The following is a 22,383-nucleotide window of genomic DNA, read 5'->3' on the forward strand; positions in this document are numbered from 1 at the left end:
AAATTTATTTATATTCTCAGTCACCAACTACAATGTAATATTAAATTTATTTAGAAATAATTTCATTTAATTTTACTTTTCTATTTTCATAACGTGATTTAGTTAAAGCATCTGCTGTAGCAATTGCTGCTCTAGCTGCTTCGCCTGTTAATAATGGTCTAAACTCATCATCAACATCTTTTCCATGTAAAATCTCATTAAAATACTTCATTTCATTTTTCATAATTCCATGTAACCACTTTGGAGGTAATTTTCCTGGTTTACCATACATTATAGCTCCATCCATTTCTGTTCCATGGTAAATTCTTGTACGTTCATCATCTTCTTCTTTTGTCTCATGAACAAGATATGTTTCTTCTCCATTTTTAGTTTTTACTGTCATTGCAACATCCTTCATATCAATTCTAATAGCGCCCTTTGTTCCTTGAATTAATACATAATGTTCAGGCCAATGGAATGCTGATCCATACTCTAACAAAGCATATCTATTATTAGGGAATTGTAATGTTATAAATAACATATCGTCTTCATCACCAAACTGTTCGCCTGAGTGAGCTACATTTCCTCCTACCATAGTTACTTCTTCTGGTGCTCCCATAATAAATTGTATACAATCTAATTCATGGATATGATGATATAAGTGCCCACCTGATTTTTCACGAATTTTCTTCCATGATATACTTGGTTGTGGCTCTTCCCATCCATTTCTAGCAGAATGACAATATAACACATCTCCTATTTCACCATCATTTATTAGCTTCTTAGCATGTCTTACACTTCTAAAGAAGTTCATTACATGTCCAGCCATAAATATAACACCTTTTTCTTGGCATATATTAACCATTTCATCACAATCTTCATAGCTTAAAGCTATTGGCTTTTCACAAAATACATGAATTCCATGTTCTGCTGCTTTAATTACTGGTTCTTTGTGTAAATAATTTGGTGATGCTACTATAACAGCATCTACATCTTCTCTACTGTACATAGTATCTAAATCAGTTTCTACATCACATCCTAATTCCTTAGCTATTGTTTCTGCATTCTCTGGATCTAATACTGCTACAACCTTAGCTCCCTCTTGTTCTTTCATAATACGCCCTAACTCAGCGCCAAAATATCCTGTTCCTACTATTGCATAACCTATGTTCTTCATAATTTACCCTCCATTTTTATATTAATTATTTTACTGATCCTTCTGTCATTCCAGCTGCAATTTTTCTTTGAATAAACATAAAGAAAATTATTGATGGTACTACTACAAGAGTTGATGCTGCCATCATGTCTCCCCATGAAAGAATCTCTGCTCCTTGTAGTGATCTAAGCGCAACTGAAACTGTCATTCTATCTGTACTATTTATTAAAATCAATGAATATAAAAACTCATTCCATGCATTTATAAATGTATAAATTGCTGTAGCTACGATTCCTGGCATAACCAATGGAAGTACTATTCTTACAAATGTTTGTAGCTTGTCTGCCCCATCAATCTTAGCTGCTTCTTCTATCCCAATTGGAACTGTCTTAAAGAACCCAACTAGCATCCAAACGGCATAGGGCACACTAAAGGAAAGATATACTATAACTAAACCTATTCGTGTATTAGTAAGACCTATCTTAGCCATTACCAACGAATATGGAATTGCTAATAAGATTGGTGGAAACATATATGTAGTAACTAATAATTTAGACATAACATTTCCAAACTTAGGGAAAAATCTAACAATCCCATAAGCTGCCATTGCTGAAATTGTAATTGCTATTAAAGTTGTTATAAGAGCAATTAATAAACTATTTTTAATATTTACTGCAAAACCTAAATCTTTAATTACATGAATAAAATTTTCTAAAGTAAAATTCTTTGGTAAAAAACTTGTTGGATTTGAAGTAAGTTCTCCTGTTGTTTTCACAGAAGAAAGTATTATCCATAGTAATGGGAAAACAGCTATAATAGTTAAAATAATAAGATATATATGACACAAAAAATTTCCAAACTTATCTTTTTTACTTGTCATTATTTCTCCTCCTTTTCCCATTTTCCAATAATAGTGAAGTAAACTGTACATATAACTAATAAGAATAATAATAGTAAAATTGTTACAGCTGATGACTTTCCTAATAATTTAGTACCCCATCCCATGTTATAAGCATATATAGGTACTGTTGTTGTTGCATTTGCAGGTCCACCACCTGTAATTAAGTAAATTAAATCAAAGTTGTTAAATATCCAAATTGTACGTAATACTACAAGTAATCCTATTACAGTCTTTATATGAGGCATAGTAATAAATCTAAACTGTTGTCCTTTTGATGCCCCATCAATTTGTGCTGCTTCATATTGATCTTGTGGTATTGTTTGTAGCGCTGAAAGTACATTTACCATTATCATTGGTGCTCCAAACCATATATTTATAAAAAATAAAGTTGGTAAAACTAAATTAGCATCACTTAAAAATTGTGGTAAGGTACTAGTAAAACCTAATTGAACAAGCATATTCGGTATAAAACCAGATACACCGTTTAATATCCACTTCCAAGATAAGGCTATTACTATAGAAGGAAATGCCCATGGAATAATTAATAATGTACGGTAAAACCCTTTTAAATGTTTTACTCTATTAATTGCCAAAGCAGATGTAAAACCTATAAATAATTGTCCAAGCAATGATACTATTGTCCATATAATAGATATAATAAATGCTTTAAAAAACTCTGGATCTTTTAAAACTGAGATATAGTTTTGTAATCCAATAAAATCATATGATTGCTTAATTAAATGTTTTGTTGTTAAACTATAATACAAACTTGAAAATATAGGATAAATCAATAACACTCCTACTATAATAAGAGCCGGAAGTATAAATACCCATCTTGCATAATCTTTTTTTGCTTTTATTTTCACAAACAACCTCTCCACCCTTTCTTAAATGAGGAAACCTACAAAGGTTTCCTCTATTAAATTCATATTACTTAACTGTGCTAAATAACTCATTTAATTTATCTTCAGCAGTTTGAGCTGCTTTTTTAACATCTGTTCCATTTGTAATTATATCTTGGAACATAGATTCAATAATTCCTTGTGAAGTTAATAAACCTGCTTCTACGCTTGGACCATGTTCGAATCCTATAGCTGTACCTTTATCAACAGCTGTACTAATTACATCTACAGCATTTGAGAATTTCTTAACTGTTTCATTTGCTTTATATTCTTCAGTATCTGCTATACCTTTAATAGCAGGTAACATACCTACAGGTGTTGCTTCTAAGAATTTAATATAATTTTCTTTTTCATATAATTTCTCAATAAATGCCTTACATATTTCTGGATTTTTTGATTTTTCCCAAATTACCATTGGAATATTTGATGTTTCAATTCCATAATCAGGATCATTTGCATTAACCTTTGGAATTGGAGCACAATCAATTTTATCTACTAAATCTGGTGAGTTTGTAGCTACACCACCTATTTGGAAACCAGAGTTAAAATCAAAGGCAGTCTTTCCTTGATAGAATAAAGTTGCTTGGTCAAGAACTGAGTAGTTAACAGAGTCCTTTGGTGATGAATTCTTATATATATCAAGCCAATAATTAATACCTTGAATAGCTAAATCACTTGTAAGATCAGCTTTTAAATCATCTGTTAAAAGGCTTCCACCTGCACTACGTACATAGAAATTTAAGAATCTTGTTCCCATTAAATCCTTAGATCCTGTTGGGAATGAGCATCCGTAAACATCGTTGGTAGTTAAAACCTTAGCTGCATTTGCAAATTCAGCCCAAGTTTTAGGAACATCAAGCCCTGCTGCTTGTAACAAATCTTTTCTGTACCACATTACTTGTGCATGAGAGTATAAAGGTAATGAATAATTATCTCCATCTAATTCTCCCTCTGACAATGCTGATTCAGAGAACTTATCACGACCAATATTATCAATAACATCATTTACTGGAATAATTGCACCTGCATCCATCATTTCAACAACATGTCCTGGAAGAGCTGTACTCATATCAGGTACATTTCCTGATGCAAGACCAGTTGTCCACTTTGTATAAAAATCTCCCCAAGAAAAAGTTTCAATATTAATTTTTACTTCAGGATTGTCCTTCATAAATTGATCCGCTACTGCTTGTATAGTTTCTAATCTTGCTCCTTGAGTAAATGAATGCCAAAATGTAATTTCTCCCTTTAATTCTCCTGTTGCTGTATCAGTTCCCCCTCCTTTTGAAGAGTTACCTCCACAGCCTACAAGTAACGTTGTCCCCATAACCATCGTTAACAAAATGCTTAATAATCTTTTTCTCATTTTTATCCTCCTTGATAATGAAGTTTTATGTAAAGCTTTACTTTTAAACTTAGTATATATCACTCTTTTATTCATTTCCACACAAAAAACATTAAATATTAGCATAAAACAATTATTTTTAATCTTTTTATCTTTTAATAAAATCTTTTATTTAAATTAATTTCATTCAATTCTTTATCTTTTTATTTACATAAAAAAGACATTTGCCCCAATACAAATGCCTTTTTACAATATAATCTCAAGTTTTTATAAGTAAATAGAGATGATTATACTTTCAATTGTGATTTTGTACAATATATAATTCTATTTTTTATAGCATAAATCAATTATTTTGTAGTTATTTTTAACTACTCTTTAGCATTATCTCTATATTGTTTTGGGGTAATGCAAAAGTATTTTTTAAATATTCTACTAAAATAATTTGCATCTTCGTATCCTACTTCATATGCTATATCACTTATATTATCTCCTGACATTAGTAATTTTCTAGCTGCTGTCATAACCTTTATTTCATTTAAATATTCTAATGGATTTTTTCCAATTTGCTGTTTAAATAAAGTTCTAAATCTTGATTCACTTAATTCAGCCATTTCGCTCATTTTAGAAATAGTATATTGTTCTGTAGGATGTAATATAATATAATCTACAACTACCTGTATCCTTGGATCCAAATTTACATCTGACTTTCTTGTTCTATTTTTAATTCTTTCTAATGAAAATTCTTCTTCTTCAAATAACTCTTTTCTATTAATGTCAATATTACTTTTCCCCTTATCAATAACATATCCTATTATTAACTCAAGATATCCTCTTACCCAAAACATTCTTGAGTCTTCATCTGCCTTTATCCATTTATACATTTTTTCAAAATACATTCGTCCTTCATCATTTATATCATGAATAACTGTAGGCACATGATAATAATCTGTTAATAAATCTCCACCATCGTAGTTAACTGAGGTTGCAAATCTTATACTATAAAAAGCAAAATCTTCATTTAGAGCATGACAAGATAATTTACTTCCAACTGGAAGATATACAATGTCCCCTTCTTTAACCTTAATTTCCCTTCCATCTATAAAAAATATTGCATTTCCTTTTATGATATAACGCAACATACAATAAGGTAAATAGCTTTCAGGATAAACCCAAGACTTTCCAAAAGCATATCTATCTATATAAAGAAAATTAAATCTTATAGAGTTAATAAATGAATTGTTCATTTTTTTCTCCCCTTTAATATGGAATAATATAACAAGTATAATACATATAATTTATATTTTCAATTATTATTTAGTTGTTTTGTGCTATAATTACTCATTTAACCTATTTATAAAATTTTTACATAATAATATAATTCAAAATATAAAAATAGATTTTAATGAAAGGAGGAGATTTTTATAATGAAGTCGGGAAATGAATATGATAGTCCTGGATATTTTTCATTAAATGTCTTTGCTGATACTCGTAGAAAGGAATTTGATATAAAAAATCTAACTCTTTTAGAAAATAAATTAAATCCAGATTTCGTTTTTATAGGGGACTCAATTACCCATTACTGGGAGTTAAATTCCTACTTTAATAAACCTGGGCAACTAATCATAAATCGTGGTATAGGAGGGGATACTACTACTTATCTAGCTAAGAGATTATGGGCTGATGCCTTACAGCTTTCTCCTAAATACTGCGTAATCGGTATAGGTATTAACGATTCTATGGATTTAGAAGGTGATTACTGGAAGCAAATTCCTGGTATTCCTTATGATGAAGTTTTAATAAGAGCAAAAGAAAATTATAAAAATATTATTGAACAATGCCTTGAAACTTCAACAATTCCTATTATAGTTTCTTTACTTCCAATTAATATACCAGTTTCCCTCTGTGAAACAAAGCGCAAAAAATTCATCTGTGACTTTAATGATTTCTTATATACTTACAGTAAAGAAAAAAATATTATCTATGTTGATTACTATCATACAACTGTAGTTGCAGGAACAAATATTCTTCTTGATGGAATTACCTATGATGGTCTGCATCCAAATGCAAAGGGTTACAACATAATGGCTACTGTATTAAGAAACACATTAAAAAAACAAAATATAATTATCTAAAGGAGCTTTTATTCTATGAAGTATAAAAAACATGAAATATTAGAAAAAATAAAAGGTAAATTAATAATATCCTGTCAAGCACTTCCATCAGAACCTTTATACGTAGAAGAAAAATCTATAATGTATCTAATGGCTCGTGCTGCAAAGCAAGCTGGTTCTCCTTGTATCCGCACAAATAGTGTTCGTGATATTATCGCAATAAAAGAAGAAACTTCATTACCTGTTATAGGAATTATTAAAATTGATTACGAAGGTTACGACTCTTACATTACTCCAACAATGAAGGAAATTGATGAATTAGTTTCTGTTGATACTGATATTATTGCCCTAGATTGCACTATGCGCAAAAGAGGTGATGGTAGCACTATAAATGAATTTATAAAAGAAATTAAAGTTAAATATCCAGATATTGTTCTTATGGCTGATATTTCTACATATGAAGAAGGAGTAAACGCATGGAAATGTGGTGTAGATTTTGTTGGGACAACCTTAAGTGGATATACTAATTATTCTCCTAAAACTGATGGCCCAGACATTGAGCTAGTAAAAAAACTTGCTTCAACAATAGATATTCCAGTAATTGCTGAAGGTAAAGTTCATACACCTGAACAAGCAATCCAAATGTTAAATGCTGGTGCTTATGCAGTTGTAGTAGGTGGAGCTATCACTCGCCCATTAGAAATTGCCACACGTTTTATTAATGCTATTGAGGTAAATAATGAATAATTTTTATTTAGGGATTGATATAGGTGGAACCGAAGTTAAAATAGGAGTTGTTACAGGGGCTGGAGATATAATTAAAACTGATAATTTTTCAGTAAACTTTGACAATTACAAAACTCCTATCATTGAGACTGTATTAAAATCTTTAGATATATTTATTAATAAAAATAATTTAGATTTATCTACTATTCTTGGTATTGGTATTTCCGCTACTGGCCAAATTGATACCTATAATGGAACTGTAGCTGGTACAGCAGGACATATAGATAATTGGATAGGCACCCCAATAAAGAATATTCTTAAAGAAAAATATTCCCTTCCAGTTTCAGTAGCTAATGATGCAAATTGTGCTGTAATAGGTGAATATTGGAGGGGGAGTGCTATGGGTTGTTCTAATGTTATAATGATAACCGTAGGAACTGGTATTGGTGGAGGAATAATCTCAAATGGGAAATTGTTGTCTGGCAAAATAGGCATTGCAGGTGAATTAGGTCATTTCCCTATTAACATCACAGGTAAAAAATGCTCTTGTGGAAATATAGGTTGTTATGAAAAATATGCTTCGACTACTGCTTTAGTTAATAATGTAAAGGATTTATTAAAATCTAATGCTAATATTGATATCAATAATATTAATGGAAAGTTTATATTTGAACAAATTAATTTGGGTAATGCTGATATTAAAAAGATAGTTGATAAGTGGATAGAAAGTATTGCTATGGGCCTCGTAGGATTAATTCATATTTTTAATCCTGAACTTGTAATAATAGGAGGTGGCGTTAGCAATCAAGAGGAGCTTTTTATAACCCCACTTCGCAATAAGATATTTGAACTAATAATGCCTAGCTTTAAAAATGGTTTGAAAATTTCCTCAGCATCATTAGGTAATAATGCTGGTTTATGCGGTGCAGTTTATAACTTAATATATGAAAATAATTTATTATAGGAGGTACTTATGATATTTGACAATATAAAACTTATTGATAACTACAAATCTTTTCCTGTAATTTATAGAGCGCTACAGGAGCTTTCTAAATTTAATCTAGAAAATATGCCTACTTCCACAGTAGTTTATGAAGAAGGAAATTTATTCGCTAACCCAGTTTCTTTAACTTCTAAACCTGAAAGTGAATGTATCTTTGAAGCTCATGAAAAATATTTAGATATACACTATATTTTAGATGGTACTGAGGGAATTGCAACAGCTTATCCTACTGATCTTAATATAAAAAAACCTTATGATATAAATAATGATGTTGCTTTCTATACTGGAGACGCAAATGGAATATACTATTTAACTCCTGGAAATTTCATGATTTGTTGGCCTACAGATGCACATAAGGTTGCAATTATGAAAGATTCTCCTACAGCAATAAAAAAAATTGTATTTAAAATTAAAGCTGATCTTTTATAAAAAAGTAATAAGAAATAAAAATGGAGCTATTAAAAAGCTCCATTTTTATTATAATTATATGTCTAATATAAATTTTTCTATTGCCTTAGCAACTCCATCATTTTCATTAGAATCAGTAATATAATTTGCTGCCTCTTTAACCTCTTCAAAGGCATTAGCCATCGCTATTCCAAGACCTGCATATTCAATCATATGAAGATCATTTCCAGCATCTCCAAATGTTATAACTTCTTCTTGCTTTATTCCTAGATGCTTAGCTAACATTTCAACACCTATTCCCTTATTAGCTTCTTTATTTAAAAATTCTAAGAAATAAGGTGTACTTCTTACTACAGTATATTTTTCAAAAACCTCCTTAGGAAGCTTTTCCATAGCTGGTCCTAAAACTTCAGGCTCATCAATCATCATTATCTTTATAACTACTTCATCTTCTGGAATACTATCAAAATTCATTTCATGAATTTTGATATCATTAATATTTGCTTCAACTTCAGTATATTTACTATTTTTAGGAGTTATTAACCCTTTAGTCTCTGAAAAAGCATGTATATTAACTTTTAAATCATCACTTAATTTCTTTAAATAATGTAAGTCTGATCCACTTAAAGCTATTTTCCCAATAACTTCCTTGCTTAAAGTTTTTTGAACTAATGCTCCATTATAACTAAGTACATAATCATGCTCTGAATACATGTTTAATTCCTCTAAATACCTAGAAACCCCTTCTATTGGTCTTCCTGTTGCTAAAACTACTGTAACACCATTTTCTCTAGCAGATTGGATAGCATTTTTTGTTCTTTCTGATACAGTCTTATCTTCTTTTAATAAAGTGCCATCCATATCAATAGCTACTAATTTGTACATATTTTTCCTCCATTTATACTAAATTTACTTCGATTATAGCATAACTCCTCATATAAATGAATTTAATTCTTATTTTTCAAATTCAACATATGCTTTTAAAATTTTACTAAATCCATCTCTTTTTAAAACATTAAAAATAACTCCAACTACCTCATAGCTTGATGTTATAAGAGAATCTTTTCTAATATTAAATAACATTTTTTCAACGTCTGAAGCTAAAATATGTAAGTCAGATTCATTTAGCATTGCTTCAGCATCACTTGCTGCATTCTCAATACTTGTTCTAACTTTTTTAATATTAAACTCTTCTAATCTCCCGTCCTTCTTTATTATTCTCACTTAAATCCCTTCTTTCTATTTTATTAAAATCTATTATAAAATTTTTAAAACTATTAAAATCTATAGGTTTGCTTATGTAAAATCCTTGTATATTATCACAATTAATTTTTTTAAGTAATTCTAACTGATTATGTATTTCTACCCCTTCACAAACAACATCTAACCCTAAAGTATGAGATAATTTTATTAAGGTTTCTATTATAGCTAATGTCTTTTTATCTTTTTCTAAGCTTTTTAATAAACTTCTATCTATTTTTAATGTATCTAAAGGTAAAATTTTAATATAATTAAATGAAGAATATCCAACCCCAAAATCATCTAAAGCTATATTAAAGCCTAATTCTCTTAATTTATTTAATATATTTACTGTAAAGTCAATATTATCTATTATCTCGTCTTCAGTTATTTCCAGTTTTATAGATCCAGGAGGTATTCCTTCTTTATTTATTATACTTAATAATTTTTCAATAAGATTTGATTGTTTTATAGCTGAATAAGATATATTTATAGATACTTTAAAATCCTTTTCGCCAAGTTCCTGCATTGTCTTGCAACATTTACAAGCCTCTTCTAAAACGAATTCATCAAGCTTTATTATATCTCCTGTTTTCTTGGCTAATGGAATATATCTAGCTGGAGAAATAATTCCTTCTGGAGTATTCCATCTAGTTAATGCCTCTGCTGCTACAATTTTTTCTTTATTGACATCATATATTGGCTGAAAATAAACTTCAAATTCCTTATTATTTATTGCTGAACTCAGACTACTTTGCATATTAATTTCTTCTAACATTTCTTCTGAAAAAATTTTATATCTACTTCCGCCTTCTTCTTTACATCTATACATGGAAATATCTGCATATTTAATTAATGTAAAAACATTATCTCCATCTGATGGATAAGAGCTTATTCCAATACTAGCTTTTAAATTAAAAGTATGCATTCCAATATTAAATTGTTTATTAAGTGCATCTAATATATTTTTTGCTAATAGCTTCATTTCACTTATACTATCTTTTCCCTCTTTAACTACTAAAAATTCATCTCCGCCTACTCTTCCAACTGTTATTTTATTAAATGTCTCCATATCAAAGCTATATTTTAACTCTAATAGTTTATCTGCAGCTATTCTTAAAACTTCATCACCAGTATTATGTCCTAAAGTATCATTAATATTTTTAAAATCATCTATATCTATAAAATAAATACTAAATTCTTCTTCCTTATTTATAAGTTCCATCATATATTCAAGTAGATTATGTCTATTTAACAAATTAGTTAAAGTATCATAGTTAGCTAAATATGTAAGTTCTTCTGAATGTTTTTTTATTTCTGTAACATCATTAATAATTATAGAAAAATATCCTTCATTAAGAAAATATATAGAAATAACTCCCCATTTATCTCCAATAACATTCAATTCTCTAGCAAAACACTCAGATTTAGTTTGTTTTATTCTTTTTAAAACCTTTATTACCTTATTTTTATATATATCGAAGCCTTCATATAGTTCAGAAAGTTTTTTATTAATAATTTTTTCCCTATCTAACTCTAAAAAATCGCTAGCTGCATAATTAATATCTATTACTATGCCATCTATATAATCCCCATTTTCATCTTCTATAGCTTTTAAGTGAAAAAAAGCATTGGACATTGCATTTAAAATATTAGAATAATTTCTTTCTTCTACTTTTAAATATTTTTTTGCATCTAAAAGCTTGTCCATTACATTACTTATTTCATTATGTAAATTAGTAATTTCATCTCTTTCTCTATATTTATTATCATATAGTTTCTTTTCCTTTATATCTTTATATATAACATTTTCTATAGTTTCTTCAGTAACTTTTAGCCTTTTTATTATCTTTGTATTTATGAAACAATAAATTAAAATATTGCTAATTACCATTAAAAATAATATAGTAAAAAAAATACCTTTATAATTAATAATAATATCAATGGAACTTTTATTTAATTTATTATAAATAAATGCATACATAGAGCTAATTACAATGGATATAGTTATTGTAGTGTATAACAAAAGAAAGCCAATTTTTTTTGATAACTTCACCCTTTCACCAGACTCCTTTTCATAAAATTTTCCTCTTCTAATTATACAAATATATGCCTTACACCTCAAGTATTTTACAGAATATATATTTAACTGCTTTTATTACATACACAAAAAAGGAAGTCTATGTTTTCATTTGACTTCCTTTTCTTTATAATCTTATTTTTTTGCCCTACTTATTTTTACTAATTTACCTTTTATCTTAATTTCCTTGTACTTTTTAAGTATAATATTCCCCTTTTTATTTAATATGTCTACAAAGGAAAATCCATCTTGAACATCTATTATACCTATATCATCACCAGTTAATTCATCTAAATTACTTAAGGCTCCAAGGATATCTACATTTCTAATTTTTTTCTTTTTCCCTGCCCCTATATGAATCTTTGTAACTTCATTATGTATGACCTTTGCAATATTAGTATTAATTCCATAATTATTTTTTTGATCTTCTAAGAATTTTTTTCTTCCTTCTATAACTTTTTCATAACTTGGCATTTCTACTTCTTCAATTTTATATCCAATATATTCTTCTATATCATCTAAAAATCTTTTTTCTTTTAATGATGTTAATGTTATTGCTAAGCCTCTTTTTTCACCTCTACCACTTCTTCCGATTCTATGCACGTAGCTTTCTTTTTCCATTGGAACTTCATAATTAAATACATTAGTAATATTATTTATATGTATACCTCTAGCTGCAATATCTGTGGCTACTAACACTTTAAAATCCTTATTTTTAAAGCTATCCATTATCTTTAGTCTATCTTTTTGCTCCATATCTCCATGCAATTCATTTACTTTAATTTTTTCTTTTTTTAGAAGTGAACTTAAAGATTTAACTGAATCCTTTGTATTACAAAAAATAATGGCAGCATCATCTGTATAAGTATAAAGAAGTTTTAATAAAATCTTAAACTTATCTTCTCTATTAGCTATAATATACTTTTCACTTATCTTATCTCTATTAAAGACCTTAGATTTTATATTTAAAACTTTAGGATTTTTCATATACTTAGAATATAATCCTTCTATTTCACTTGGTATTGTAGCTGAAAATAATGAAGTTCCTCTATTTTCAGGTAATGTATCTAAAACTTCAGATATCTGGTCTATAAATCCCATATTAAGCATTTTATCTGCTTCATCTATTACTACATATTCAATTTTACTAGCATCTAAGTTTCCCCTTTTTATATGATCTATTACTCTCCCCGGAGTACCACATACTATATGAACTCTTTGTTTTAACTCTCTTATCTGTTCGTTAAATGGTTGTTTTCCAAAAATAGCAGCACATCTAATTTTCTTTAGTCTTCCTATATTTGAAATATCATCTTTTACTTGCATTGCCAGTTCTCTAGTTGGAACTAATATTAATGCTTTTATTGTATTTTCCTCTTCATTAATAAGATTACATAAAGGAATTCCAAAACTTGCAGTTTTTCCACTTCCAGTTTGCGACTTTACAACTATATCATTTTTATTTAGCATTTCTGGAATAACTTCTTTTTGAACCTCTGATGGTTCCTCAAATCCTAAATTTATTAAAGCTTTTAATATTTCAGGCTTTAAATTCATATTTTCAAATTTATCTATATTCATTAAATTACCTCGCTCTTATATATTTAAATAACTTTTCTTATTTTACCCTAGTATTATTTCATATACAAGTATATTAAGTATAGATAAACTAATGTCTATTATATATTTAAATTTAATTTTCTTAATTCTTCTCTTAACTTATTTGGGTTTTCAAGAAATACTGTAGTTATCCCTAATTTACTTGCACCTTCTACATTTGCTTTTGTATCATCAATAAATATAGTTTCACTAGGTTCTAAATTGTATCTTTTTAAAATTAATCTATAAATCTCTTCTTCTGGTTTTATTATTTTTTCTTCATAAGATACAACTCCACCGTCAAATAACTCAAAAAAGCTATTCTTTGTACTTACTTCTTTAAAAGCTAACTCATGAAAATTAGATAAATAGTATATATTATATCCTTTGCTTTTTAAATCCTCTAAAACTTTAATAGTTTCTTCTATCGGTTTTAATATTCCATACCAATCCTCAAAAGCTAAATTAATATCCTCTCTATAAATACTATTTTTTTCTATTATATTATTTACAGCTTCTTTTTCAGTTATTGTCCCTCTATCTAGCATAATCCATTCTTCACTTTGAAATATAGCTTTAAAAACCTCTCCAATCTTGTCCTCTGAAATCTTACTTCTTAAATACTCCATTGGATTAAAACTTAATAATACATTTCCTAAATCAAAAATTATATTTTTATACATAAATACCCCTCCCATAAACTTATAAAATAACAGTAAATAGCTTTATACACTCTATTTACTGTTATTAAAATCATATATTTAGTTTTATATTAAATAAATAAATATCCAAATGCATAACCTGCATATATAAATGCTGCATTCCAAATTGCTATACCTATAGTTGAATAAATAGAAAATTTAATTATATTCATTCTAAACATTCCTGCAACAAAAGGTATTAATGTTCTAACCGCTGGTAATAATCTTATAATTAAAACTCCCTTATCCCCGTAGTTTTCTATGTATAGGCATATCTTATCAATAGATTTCCGTGTTTTAGGATATTTATTATATACCTTAGTTAAAATCCTTTCACCAAACCAATATGATATACCAAATAAGATATAACTAGCTAATGCTCCAGCTATTATTGAAATTAGTAAGGCCATAAAGAAATTAATTCCTGCCTTTGCTGATGCAATTCCTATAGCTGGCATTATTATAGCTGCTCCTAATCCAGGAAAGTTTAAATATTCTAAAAAAATAATTATAAATACAAATATTAAGCCATATCGTGCTAAATATTCAATCACTATTTGTATATTATCCATTTTATCTACGCTCCAAGTCATTTATTAACGACTTTTAGTTTACCCCATCTTTCTTAATATAACCTTAATATAAAATATTATTTTTCTTAAAACTTCCTAAACTAATTAAAAGCACTATTTCATTAATACATTAAATACTCAATAAGTAATTTTATTGTATTTTCAATAGCTTCATAATGAGTTCTTTCCATACCATGAGAAGCATGTACCCCTGGTCCTATAAGTGCTCCTCTTATATCATTTCCACCTCTTAAAGCTGCTCCTACATCAGAACCATACATTGGATATATATCTACTGCATATCTAATGTTATTATTCTTTGCTAGGTTAACCAAGGTTGTTACCATATTATAATCATAAGGACCACCTGAATCTTTAGCACAAATAGACACATCGTACTCAGTACAGCTTAAATCATCTCCAATACATCCCATATCCACTGCTATCATTTCTGTAATATCTTGAGGAATATATGATGAACCATGACCAACCTCTTCATAAGTTGAAATAAATATTTTAGTATTATACTTAGGTGTTATCTTCTCCCTATTTAATACTTCTAGTAGCCCCATTAAAGCTGATACACTTCCTTTATCATCTATAAATCTAGACTTTATAAAACCACTTTCTGTAATAGTAGTTTTAGGATCTATAAATATAAAATCTCCAGGACATATTCCTAACTCTTCAACATCCTTCTTAGATAAAACTTTTTCATCTATTCTTACTTCCATGTTTTCAGGATCACGTTTTTTATCCTTGCTATCTGGATACACATGAACTGCTGGGCTTGTGCTTAAGAATGTTCCAGTATATATTTTTCCATCTCTAGTTCTAATCTTACAGTATTCACTATCCATAGTTGCAGGAATTGGTCCTCCTAATAATGTAAACTTTAAAGTTCCGCCATTAGTTATTGATCTTACCATAGCTCCTAAAGTATCTACATGTGCAGAAAGTCCTATTACTTTTTCATTACTTTCCCCTGGAATAGTAATAATTCCGCAGCCCTTTCTAGTAGTTTCAAATTTATATCCAAAGCTACCTGCTATTTCTTCAATTATTTTCATAATATCAAAGCAAAAACCTGTTGGACTATCAAATTCAAGTATTTTTTTTGCTGTGTTTAAAACATAATCTCTATTTATACAGTATTTCATAATAAATATATCTCCTTCCAGTAATTATCTAATATAGTAAATATACTTTTACTTTATTTTACTACAATTAATTATATCATTTCTATATTATATTTTATTTAAGTTTACCTTAAGAAATTAAAAAAGAGAGTCTTTTACTAAAAACTCTCTTTTTGTTCTACTTAGATTTTATAAAGCCTAATATATTTAATACTTCTTTTGCTATTTCTCGTTCTGTTCCTTGATATGGATAAGAATGAATATGAATTGCTGGATTAAAGTTAAGTTCAATTATTCCATAACTTGAATTTTCATCATTATAATCTTCAATCATCATATCCACACCACAAATATTAGCTCCAACTGCCTTTGCTGATTTTACTGCCATATCTTTAAATCTTTGTGGTATCAAATCTGTATAATCTATACTATCTCCACCTGTACTAATATTAGAATTTTCTCTTAAGTACACTATTTCATCTTTTTCAGGAATATAATCAAAATCTTTACCTACTTGCTTTAAAAATAATCTTGCATTATCATCTAAATTAATTTTTTCTAATGGTGTCTTATATCCCTTTCCTCTTAAAGAACTTTTATTTTTTTCTTCAACCAATTCTTTAATAGTACTATTTCCATCACCAACTACATTTGCTGGAACTCTATGCAAAATTCCTGGAACTTTATCTCCAATTACTAAGAACCTATATTCCTTACCATTTATAAATTCTTCAACTAAAACAGTATTATCATGAATAAATGCCAACTTAAATGCTTCTTTTATATCTTCTTCATTTGCCCCTTCTTTAAATATAGAGATTCCGAGTCCAAAGTTAGTTGATTTTGGTTTAACAACAATAGCCTTGTTTATATATCTATGTGCTTTTTTTAAAGCTTCCTCTAAATTAAAAAATTCATCTCCACTTGGAACTTTAATGCCCCTATCTTCTAATATTTTTTTAGTTACAACCTTATTTTCCATCATTAAAACAGATATATAACTATCTTTTGATGTCTTTGTAGCTTGCTTTACATACTCTATATGATTATCCTTTTTTAAAGAAATAAAATTCTCACTTCTATCAATTACATCTACTTTTATTCCTCTTTTCATTGCCTCTTTCATTAATATTTGAGTAGAAAGTTCTAAATCCTCAAATCCTTCTAGCTTAAATCTCTTTTTATAAGCATCTTCTTTGTATTCACTTGCTAATCTTAAATGACTTTCTATAAACCCTTCTTCTTTAACCATTTCAGAAATTCTATAGGCATAAGTTAACTTAGGGTCCTTAACTTTTTCTATCATATTTTCTATTACTTCTAATTTCCCTAATGATAGTTTATTATTCATATCTATCATTTCATTTAATATATTTAATGCCCAGTCTGTTTTGGATATAGTCTTCCCATCTTTATATAAAACAACATCCATTTGACCATACATAGAAATTATATTTTGATTATTTTGAGCTTCTTCTTGCCATTCCTTATAAGAACTTTCTTCTTTTATTAGTAAGTAAATAGTAAATAAATTAATAAAGTTTAAATCCTCTAAAGATATACCCGCCTTACTAAAAGGATTAATATCTATACTTCTAATTTCAAGATAATTAATACCTTCTTCTATTAATGAATCTAAGAATCTTACATTATCCCTAGCTTTTAATCTAATTTGTGTGTACAATTCTTTATGGCTTTCTATTAGTTTGTCATCAATAAATTTATATACACTTTCTACATAATCTTTTACAGAATTATAATTAGGATATAAATCTATTGGATTCTTATAACCACATTCACTATTTCTATAAGATACAGCTCCATTATTACTAAAGCTATCTTTAGATATTTTATCTAAATCAACAACGCACTTTTCTCCAAAGCTTTCATGCATTGTAGTAGTTCCACCTAAAAGATATATTAATAACCACCTATATCTTAAATAATTTCTTACTACCTTTAAATATATACTATCTCTAAAACTTCTATAATCTTCTCCATTACCTATCTTTTTGTATAAATCTTTTATTAAATCTTCACTAAAGGAAAAATTATAGTGAATTCCAGATATTAATTGTTTTTTTCCACCATATTTCTTTAATAGCTTTTTTCTATAGTCACTAGCTCCCACACCACTTTCACAATGACCGTAATCTGCTATTGGTATAAGATCATCTTCTGGAATGCTACAAGGCATAGATTGAGGCCATAAATATTCTTTCTTCAGCTCTGATACAGTTATATCGTAAAGAGAATTTACAAAGCTATATACTTCCTCTAATGTATTTAATGTTGGAGTAATTAACTCTATTTGACTTTCTGAAAAATCAGTTGTTATATATGGATGAGTCATTTTACACTCAAAAACCTTTGGATGTTTAGTTAATGCAAGTTTTCCACTTTCATCTACTCTTAAGGTCTCACGTTCTATTCCAAAATTTCCTTTTAATAATTCTTCTTTATAATTAAGTGATTGAATCACATCTAACATCTTTATACACCTTCCATATTTTAAATTTATATATTAAATAAGCTACTGTTCCTTTTAAAACACTTGATATAGAAATTCCAATCCATATCCCATTAACATCAAAATATTTAATAAGAATTAAAGCTAAAGGAATTCTAAGAATAGTGAATATTATACTTATAATAGCTGGTATCTTTGGTACTCCAAAGCCTGTAAAAACACCATTTGATATCATCTCAATAGTTGCAAACACTTGAGAGTATCCTATTATTCTTAAATAATTGCTAGCAATTATAACTGTAGCATCTTCTCTTATAAATAATCTAACTAATGTGCTTGGGGTAAAAATAAATAAAATACTTATAATCAAGGCATAAATAACACCTATTCCTACTGCTGTATTATACCCTTTATTTATCCTATTATATTTTTTTGCTCCAAAGTTTTGTCCAACAAATCCTGCTATAGCTCCATTTAGTCCACCTACAACCATATAAACTACCGACTCTATTTGTAAACCTATCTTTTGTGCTGCTATAGCTTCTGAGCCAAAGCTTCCTATTATTCTAGCTAACAATATATTAACTAAAGTAAATAAAATTCTTTGAAAGGACATTGGTAAACCCAATATTGTAATTTCTTTTAGCTTAATATAATTTAATCCACTTTTAAAGTTAAAATCAAATAATTTTCTTGATTTATTAATAAATAAAATAAACATTGTTCCATTTGCAATTAATGTAGCAATTGCAGCTCCAGTAACTCCAAGCTTTAATGTATATATTAAAATTGGATCTAATATTATATTTATAACAACTCCTATAGCACTTATATTTAAAGCAGATCTATTATTACCAAAGCTATTAAAAATTCTTATATATAGAGTATTAAAAAAAGAAAAGAACATCATTGGCGCACTAATAGCTAAATAAATATATGAATCTCTTTCAACTATACTATTTCCTAAATTTAAAAACCCTATAAAGTTTTTCCCAAAAAATATTAATACTAAAGAATATAATCCTCCTATAATTGCATTTAAAATAAGCCCACTAGAAATATATTCATCTACAGCCTTATTATCCTTTCTTCCAATTGAATGAGCTACTTTTATTCCAGTGCCTATAGCTACAAAAGCATTAATAGAGTAACCAAGTCCAACAAAAAAGCTTGATGACCCTATACTAGCTACTGCATTGCTTCCTAGACCTCCAACCCATAGCATATCAATTAGATTATAAGTAAACTGTAGCAAAGAACTTCCCATTATTGGTAGGGCTAAAGTAACTAAAACTTTTAGAACATTTCCCTTTGTTAAATCCACTTTTTTCATACTACTCTCCAAATATTATTCATCATTTAAAACCTCATTTAAAAATTTTACTACATCATTACATAGTTCTCTATCTAGACTATAATGCATCCAAGTACCTTCTTTTCTGCATTTAACAATACCAGAATCCATTAATACTTTCATATGGTGGGATAATGTTGGTTGAGTAAAATGAAAGCTTTCTAATATTATGCATGCACATTTTTCTCCAGAAGAAAGCATATCAACTATCTTAAGTCTATTTATTTCTCCTAAAGCTTTAAGTATTTTAATATTATCTTCATAATTTTTACTCATAATAATATCTCCTATTATTTATTTATACATAGACGAATATCTATGTATCATATTAAATATAGATGATTATCTATATTTAGTCAACAAAAAATGCCAGCATTTTTTATAATTAAGAATTAAAAATTAAGAATGAAGAATTAAGGAAAAAAATCCTTCGGATTTTTGAATAAGAGGTGCTTTGCACCAATTTAATTTAAGTTTTGCTGTGCAAAACATCCTTAATTTTACATTCTTAATTCTACATTTTTCATTTATACAAGTGTTGTCTTGTTATCTCCAATGTATTATTATTTCCTTTTGAAAATACTATTTGATGCAAATCAATCATTCCATTATTAAAAGATGCAGCGCAAGAAGATAAATATAACTCCCACATTCTAACAAATCTTTCATCAAACATATTAGAAATCTTATCTATATTTTTTTTATAATTATCATACCAACAAAGTAATGTTTTATGATAATGCCTTCTTAAGCTTTCAACATCTAATGTATAATAATTCATTTCACTTCCTAAACTTATTATTTCTCTCAAGCTAGGAATAACTCCACCTGGAAATATGTACTTTTTAATCCACGGATCTCCTGAATTCTCTTTTCTTCCACTAATAAAGTGTAATAAAAATAATCCTTGCTCCTTTAATACTGTATCTACATTCTTAAAGAAAAGATCATAGTTATCACGACCAACATGTTCAAGCATTCCTACACTTACAACTCTATCAAATTTTAATTTACTCTTTTCTAAATCTCTATAATCCATTAATTCAGCTGTTAAATATTTTTCTAAATTCTCTTCCTTAATTCTTTCTTTAAATTTTAAATATTGTTGTTCACTTAAGGTAATTCCAACTCCATTAACTTTATATTTCTTAGCAGCTTCAATAAGTAAGTAACCCCAACCACATCCTATATCTAGTAAGCTCATACCTTCTTTAAGTTGTAATTTTTTTAATATATGATCAATTTTATTTATTTGTGCTTCATATAAAGTATCATCTTCATTTTTAAAATATGCACAGGAATAACTCATAGTTTCATCTAACCAAAGGCTATAAAAATTATTTCCTATATCATAATGGGAAGTTACTTCTTTCTTTTGGTTCTTTTTAGATGTGGATGTAAATATTAATTTACTTAATGCACTCTCATTAACATCAAAGGTATCCAACTTTCCTAATACAATATCTAGAACATCATATAAATCTCCTGACTCCATATCTAGCTTCTTATCCATATAAGCTTCACCTAATGCCAAAGATGTGCTAGTAAGTAATAACTTTTTATCGATATTATCATTTACTTTAATTACAAACTTAGGATTTCCATTACCTATATCTACTACTTTCCCATCTTTAAATATGACCTTAAAAGGTGTTTGATTATTTTTATTAAAATATTTTTTAATAATCATACTTTCTAATGACATAATTAGCAACCCTTCTTTCTATGTTATAAACTTTATATCTTCTATCTTTTCCCTTAATAACTAAAATATTCTTTTAAATTAAAAAGAACCTTGATTTCTCAAGGTTCTAAAAAAATAATTGCACATTTTTATCTGAGCTTAATTAACTTTTATATAAATAACTTTGCCTACTCTATTTTAATTTTTTTAATCGCTTTATTTCCTCTTCTTGCTCTTTTATTACCTTTAAAAGTTCCTCTTCCTTGGTAACCCATTCTTTACTAAGATCATTAATTAAAGAAGCCATTTCATCAGCACTTCCTACAATTCTGTTAAATAAAAGTAGATTTGACTTTAGTATTTCAGGTATCTCCACATGTGAATATCTAAGTCTATGATCTATTTCTCCATATCCTTCTTCAAATATTGTTCTTACTTGAATTTCAGCTATAACTTTTTCGTTAGTTGGATAAAATTCTACTAAATAGTGGACTGATCTATATCCGGATATTCTTGACCTAACTTCTATATTAAGTTCTTCAAACTTCTTAGTATTATCTCCTTCTCTAACATTTGCAGTAACTTCAATAACATTCCAAGTTTTAGTAATAAATTCATGAATATCCCGCCATTGATCTTTAAATATATGGATAACTCTAATTCCAATTAAATCATTTATTTCATTTTTATAATTATCTAAAGTAAATTGAAAATCTTCACCATATTTTAATCTTCTATCTTCAGTTTTTCTTATGATTTTTTCTATTAATCTATCTGGTTCTTTTATTCTTGATTTTACTGAATGAATCATAGGCTCTGAACGTAAAATATTAGCTATAAAATCTGCTTGATTTTCATAGGAAACTTCATAATCTACGAAATTATTATAAATGTCCCTTAAATTTTCAGTATTTATATTCTTCTCCTCAATAATTTTTTCTACATGTGGATATTTTAATATAAATTCATCTATGTTAAAACTCTTCTTCATTTAAAGATCCCCTTTAGCTATAG

General features: G+C 27.9%; 21 protein-coding genes. 4 read left to right on the plus strand and 17 right to left on the minus strand.

Annotated features, from left to right (window positions below):
- Positions 1-46: 46 nt before the first annotated feature.
- From BN6774_RS14740 to BN6774_RS14760, 5 genes are all read right to left on the minus strand, one after another.
- The gene (locus tag BN6774_RS14740) at positions 47-1,156 is read right to left on the minus strand and encodes a Gfo/Idh/MocA family protein (RefSeq protein ID WP_066895103.1); all 1,110 of its coding nucleotides are present in this window, start codon (positions 1,154-1,156) and stop codon (positions 47-49) included.
- 25 nt (positions 1,157-1,181) lie between these two features.
- Positions 1,182-2,015 (minus strand): carbohydrate ABC transporter permease, encoded by an 834-nt coding sequence (locus BN6774_RS14745; RefSeq protein WP_066895105.1) that lies wholly within the window; start codon positions 2,013-2,015, stop codon positions 1,182-1,184.
- A complete protein-coding gene (locus tag BN6774_RS14750; protein ID WP_066895107.1) occupies positions 2,015-2,902 on the minus strand; it encodes a carbohydrate ABC transporter permease in 888 nt (295 codons plus the stop codon). The genes BN6774_RS14745 and BN6774_RS14750 overlap by 1 nt, the downstream gene beginning before the upstream one ends.
- 64 nt (positions 2,903-2,966) lie before the next feature.
- Positions 2,967-4,304, minus strand: coding sequence for an ABC transporter substrate-binding protein (locus BN6774_RS14755; RefSeq protein WP_066895109.1), 1,338 nt, complete (start codon positions 4,302-4,304; stop codon positions 2,967-2,969).
- A 347-nt stretch (positions 4,305-4,651) separates the two neighbouring features.
- Entirely contained in the window at positions 4,652-5,527 is an 876-nt protein-coding gene (locus BN6774_RS14760) for an AraC family transcriptional regulator (RefSeq protein ID WP_066895111.1), read from the minus strand.
- 180 nt (positions 5,528-5,707) lie between these two features.
- Between BN6774_RS14760 and BN6774_RS14765 the strand changes: the two genes are divergently transcribed.
- The 4 genes from BN6774_RS14765 to BN6774_RS14780 are packed head-to-tail and all read left to right on the plus strand — an operon-like array spanning position 5,708 to position 8,552.
- Positions 5,708-6,415 carry an SGNH/GDSL hydrolase family protein gene (locus BN6774_RS14765; RefSeq protein ID WP_066895114.1) on the plus strand — a complete coding sequence of 236 codons (708 nt, stop codon included), beginning with the start codon at positions 5,708-5,710 and terminating at the stop codon, positions 6,413-6,415.
- 15 nt (positions 6,416-6,430) lie between these two features.
- Positions 6,431-7,141 (plus strand): N-acetylmannosamine-6-phosphate 2-epimerase, encoded by a 711-nt coding sequence (locus tag BN6774_RS14770; protein ID WP_066895116.1) that lies wholly within the window; start codon positions 6,431-6,433, stop codon positions 7,139-7,141.
- Positions 7,134-8,084, plus strand: a complete 951-nt coding sequence (locus tag BN6774_RS14775; protein ID WP_066895118.1) for an ROK family protein — start codon at positions 7,134-7,136, stop codon at positions 8,082-8,084. The genes BN6774_RS14770 and BN6774_RS14775 overlap by 8 nt, the downstream gene beginning before the upstream one ends.
- 9 nt (positions 8,085-8,093) lie before the next feature.
- Complete coding sequence (locus BN6774_RS14780; protein ID WP_066895120.1) at positions 8,094-8,552, plus strand: NanQ anomerase/TabA/YiaL family protein; 459 nt, start codon at positions 8,094-8,096, stop codon at positions 8,550-8,552.
- Positions 8,553-8,606: 54 nt separating this feature from the next.
- Here the strand turns inward: BN6774_RS14780 and yidA are convergent, their stop codons facing one another.
- The 12 genes from yidA to BN6774_RS14840 all read right to left on the minus strand — a co-directional run bounded on the left by yidA (position 8,607) and on the right by BN6774_RS14840 (position 22,360).
- The gene (gene yidA, locus BN6774_RS14785) at positions 8,607-9,416 is read right to left on the minus strand and encodes a sugar-phosphatase (RefSeq protein ID WP_066895122.1); all 810 of its coding nucleotides are present in this window, start codon (positions 9,414-9,416) and stop codon (positions 8,607-8,609) included.
- A gap of 69 nt (positions 9,417-9,485) precedes the next feature.
- The gene (locus BN6774_RS14790; protein WP_066895124.1) at positions 9,486-9,755 is read right to left on the minus strand and encodes an ATP cone domain-containing protein; all 270 of its coding nucleotides are present in this window, start codon (positions 9,753-9,755) and stop codon (positions 9,486-9,488) included.
- Positions 9,715-11,826, minus strand: coding sequence for an EAL domain-containing protein (locus tag BN6774_RS14795; protein ID WP_066895127.1), 2,112 nt, complete (start codon positions 11,824-11,826; stop codon positions 9,715-9,717). The genes BN6774_RS14790 and BN6774_RS14795 overlap by 41 nt, the downstream gene beginning before the upstream one ends.
- A gap of 159 nt (positions 11,827-11,985) precedes the next feature.
- Positions 11,986-13,431, minus strand: coding sequence for a DEAD/DEAH box helicase (locus BN6774_RS14800; RefSeq protein ID WP_066895129.1), 1,446 nt, complete (start codon positions 13,429-13,431; stop codon positions 11,986-11,988).
- Between the two features lie 98 nt (positions 13,432-13,529).
- Complete coding sequence (locus BN6774_RS14805) at positions 13,530-14,132, minus strand: HAD family hydrolase (RefSeq protein WP_066895131.1); 603 nt, start codon at positions 14,130-14,132, stop codon at positions 13,530-13,532.
- 89 nt (positions 14,133-14,221) lie between these two features.
- Positions 14,222-14,722, minus strand: a complete 501-nt coding sequence (locus tag BN6774_RS14810; protein WP_066895134.1) for a DedA family protein — start codon at positions 14,720-14,722, stop codon at positions 14,222-14,224.
- A 122-nt stretch (positions 14,723-14,844) separates the two neighbouring features.
- Positions 14,845-15,882, minus strand: a complete 1,038-nt coding sequence (locus tag BN6774_RS14815) for a M42 family metallopeptidase (protein WP_066895136.1) — start codon at positions 15,880-15,882, stop codon at positions 14,845-14,847.
- Between the two features lie 157 nt (positions 15,883-16,039).
- Entirely contained in the window at positions 16,040-18,352 is a 2,313-nt protein-coding gene (gene gshAB / locus BN6774_RS14820) for a bifunctional glutamate--cysteine ligase GshA/glutathione synthetase GshB (protein WP_066895138.1), read from the minus strand.
- Complete coding sequence (locus BN6774_RS14825; RefSeq protein ID WP_066895139.1) at positions 18,327-19,664, minus strand: MATE family efflux transporter; 1,338 nt, start codon at positions 19,662-19,664, stop codon at positions 18,327-18,329. The genes gshAB and BN6774_RS14825 overlap by 26 nt, the downstream gene beginning before the upstream one ends.
- Before the next feature lie 15 nt (positions 19,665-19,679).
- Positions 19,680-19,961, minus strand: a complete 282-nt coding sequence (locus BN6774_RS14830; RefSeq protein WP_066895140.1) for an ArsR/SmtB family transcription factor — start codon at positions 19,959-19,961, stop codon at positions 19,680-19,682.
- Positions 19,962-20,208: 247 nt separating this feature from the next.
- Positions 20,209-21,390 (minus strand): SAM-dependent methyltransferase, encoded by a 1,182-nt coding sequence (locus tag BN6774_RS14835; RefSeq protein ID WP_066895142.1) that lies wholly within the window; start codon positions 21,388-21,390, stop codon positions 20,209-20,211.
- Positions 21,391-21,562: 172 nt separating this feature from the next.
- On the minus strand, positions 21,563-22,360 hold the full coding sequence (locus tag BN6774_RS14840) for a RelA/SpoT domain-containing protein (RefSeq protein WP_066895144.1): 798 nt from the start codon (positions 22,358-22,360) through the stop codon (positions 21,563-21,565).
- Between the last annotated feature and the right edge of the window lie 23 nt (positions 22,361-22,383).

The sequence above is a fragment of the Clostridium nigeriense genome (assembly GCF_900086595.1).
In the GTDB taxonomy this organism is placed as follows: Bacteria; Bacillota; Clostridia; order Clostridiales; family Clostridiaceae; genus Clostridium; species Clostridium nigeriense.

Bases quoted from the DNA above. Each gene is read 5' to 3' on its own strand.
- BN6774_RS14740 (WP_066895103.1), bottom strand. From the start codon at position 1,156: ATGAAGAACATAGGTTATGCAATAGTAGGAACAGGATATTTTGGCGCT.
- BN6774_RS14745 (WP_066895105.1), bottom strand. From the start codon at position 2,015: ATGACAAGTAAAAAAGATAAGTTTGGAAATTTTTTGTGTCATATATAT.
- BN6774_RS14755 (WP_066895109.1), bottom strand. From the start codon at position 4,304: ATGAGAAAAAGATTATTAAGCATTTTGTTAACGATGGTTATGGGGACA.
- BN6774_RS14760 (WP_066895111.1), bottom strand. From the start codon at position 5,527: ATGAACAATTCATTTATTAACTCTATAAGATTTAATTTTCTTTATATA.
- BN6774_RS14765 (WP_066895114.1), top strand. From the start codon at position 5,708: ATGAAGTCGGGAAATGAATATGATAGTCCTGGATATTTTTCATTAAAT.
- BN6774_RS14770 (WP_066895116.1), top strand. From the start codon at position 6,431: ATGAAGTATAAAAAACATGAAATATTAGAAAAAATAAAAGGTAAATTA.
- BN6774_RS14775 (WP_066895118.1), top strand. From the start codon at position 7,134: ATGAATAATTTTTATTTAGGGATTGATATAGGTGGAACCGAAGTTAAA.
- BN6774_RS14780 (WP_066895120.1), top strand. From the start codon at position 8,094: ATGATATTTGACAATATAAAACTTATTGATAACTACAAATCTTTTCCT.
- yidA (WP_066895122.1), bottom strand. From the start codon at position 9,416: ATGTACAAATTAGTAGCTATTGATATGGATGGCACTTTATTAAAAGAA.
- BN6774_RS14800 (WP_066895129.1), bottom strand. From the start codon at position 13,431: ATGAATATAGATAAATTTGAAAATATGAATTTAAAGCCTGAAATATTA.
- BN6774_RS14805 (WP_066895131.1), bottom strand. From the start codon at position 14,132: ATGTATAAAAATATAATTTTTGATTTAGGAAATGTATTATTAAGTTTT.
- BN6774_RS14810 (WP_066895134.1), bottom strand. From the start codon at position 14,722: ATGGATAATATACAAATAGTGATTGAATATTTAGCACGATATGGCTTA.
- BN6774_RS14815 (WP_066895136.1), bottom strand. From the start codon at position 15,882: ATGAAATACTGTATAAATAGAGATTATGTTTTAAACACAGCAAAAAAA.
- gshAB (WP_066895138.1), bottom strand. From the start codon at position 18,352: ATGTTAGATGTGATTCAATCACTTAATTATAAAGAAGAATTATTAAAA.
- BN6774_RS14825 (WP_066895139.1), bottom strand. From the start codon at position 19,664: ATGAAAAAAGTGGATTTAACAAAGGGAAATGTTCTAAAAGTTTTAGTT.
- BN6774_RS14830 (WP_066895140.1), bottom strand. From the start codon at position 19,961: ATGAGTAAAAATTATGAAGATAATATTAAAATACTTAAAGCTTTAGGA.
- BN6774_RS14835 (WP_066895142.1), bottom strand. From the start codon at position 21,390: ATGTCATTAGAAAGTATGATTATTAAAAAATATTTTAATAAAAATAAT.
- BN6774_RS14840 (WP_066895144.1), bottom strand. From the start codon at position 22,360: ATGAAGAAGAGTTTTAACATAGATGAATTTATATTAAAATATCCACAT.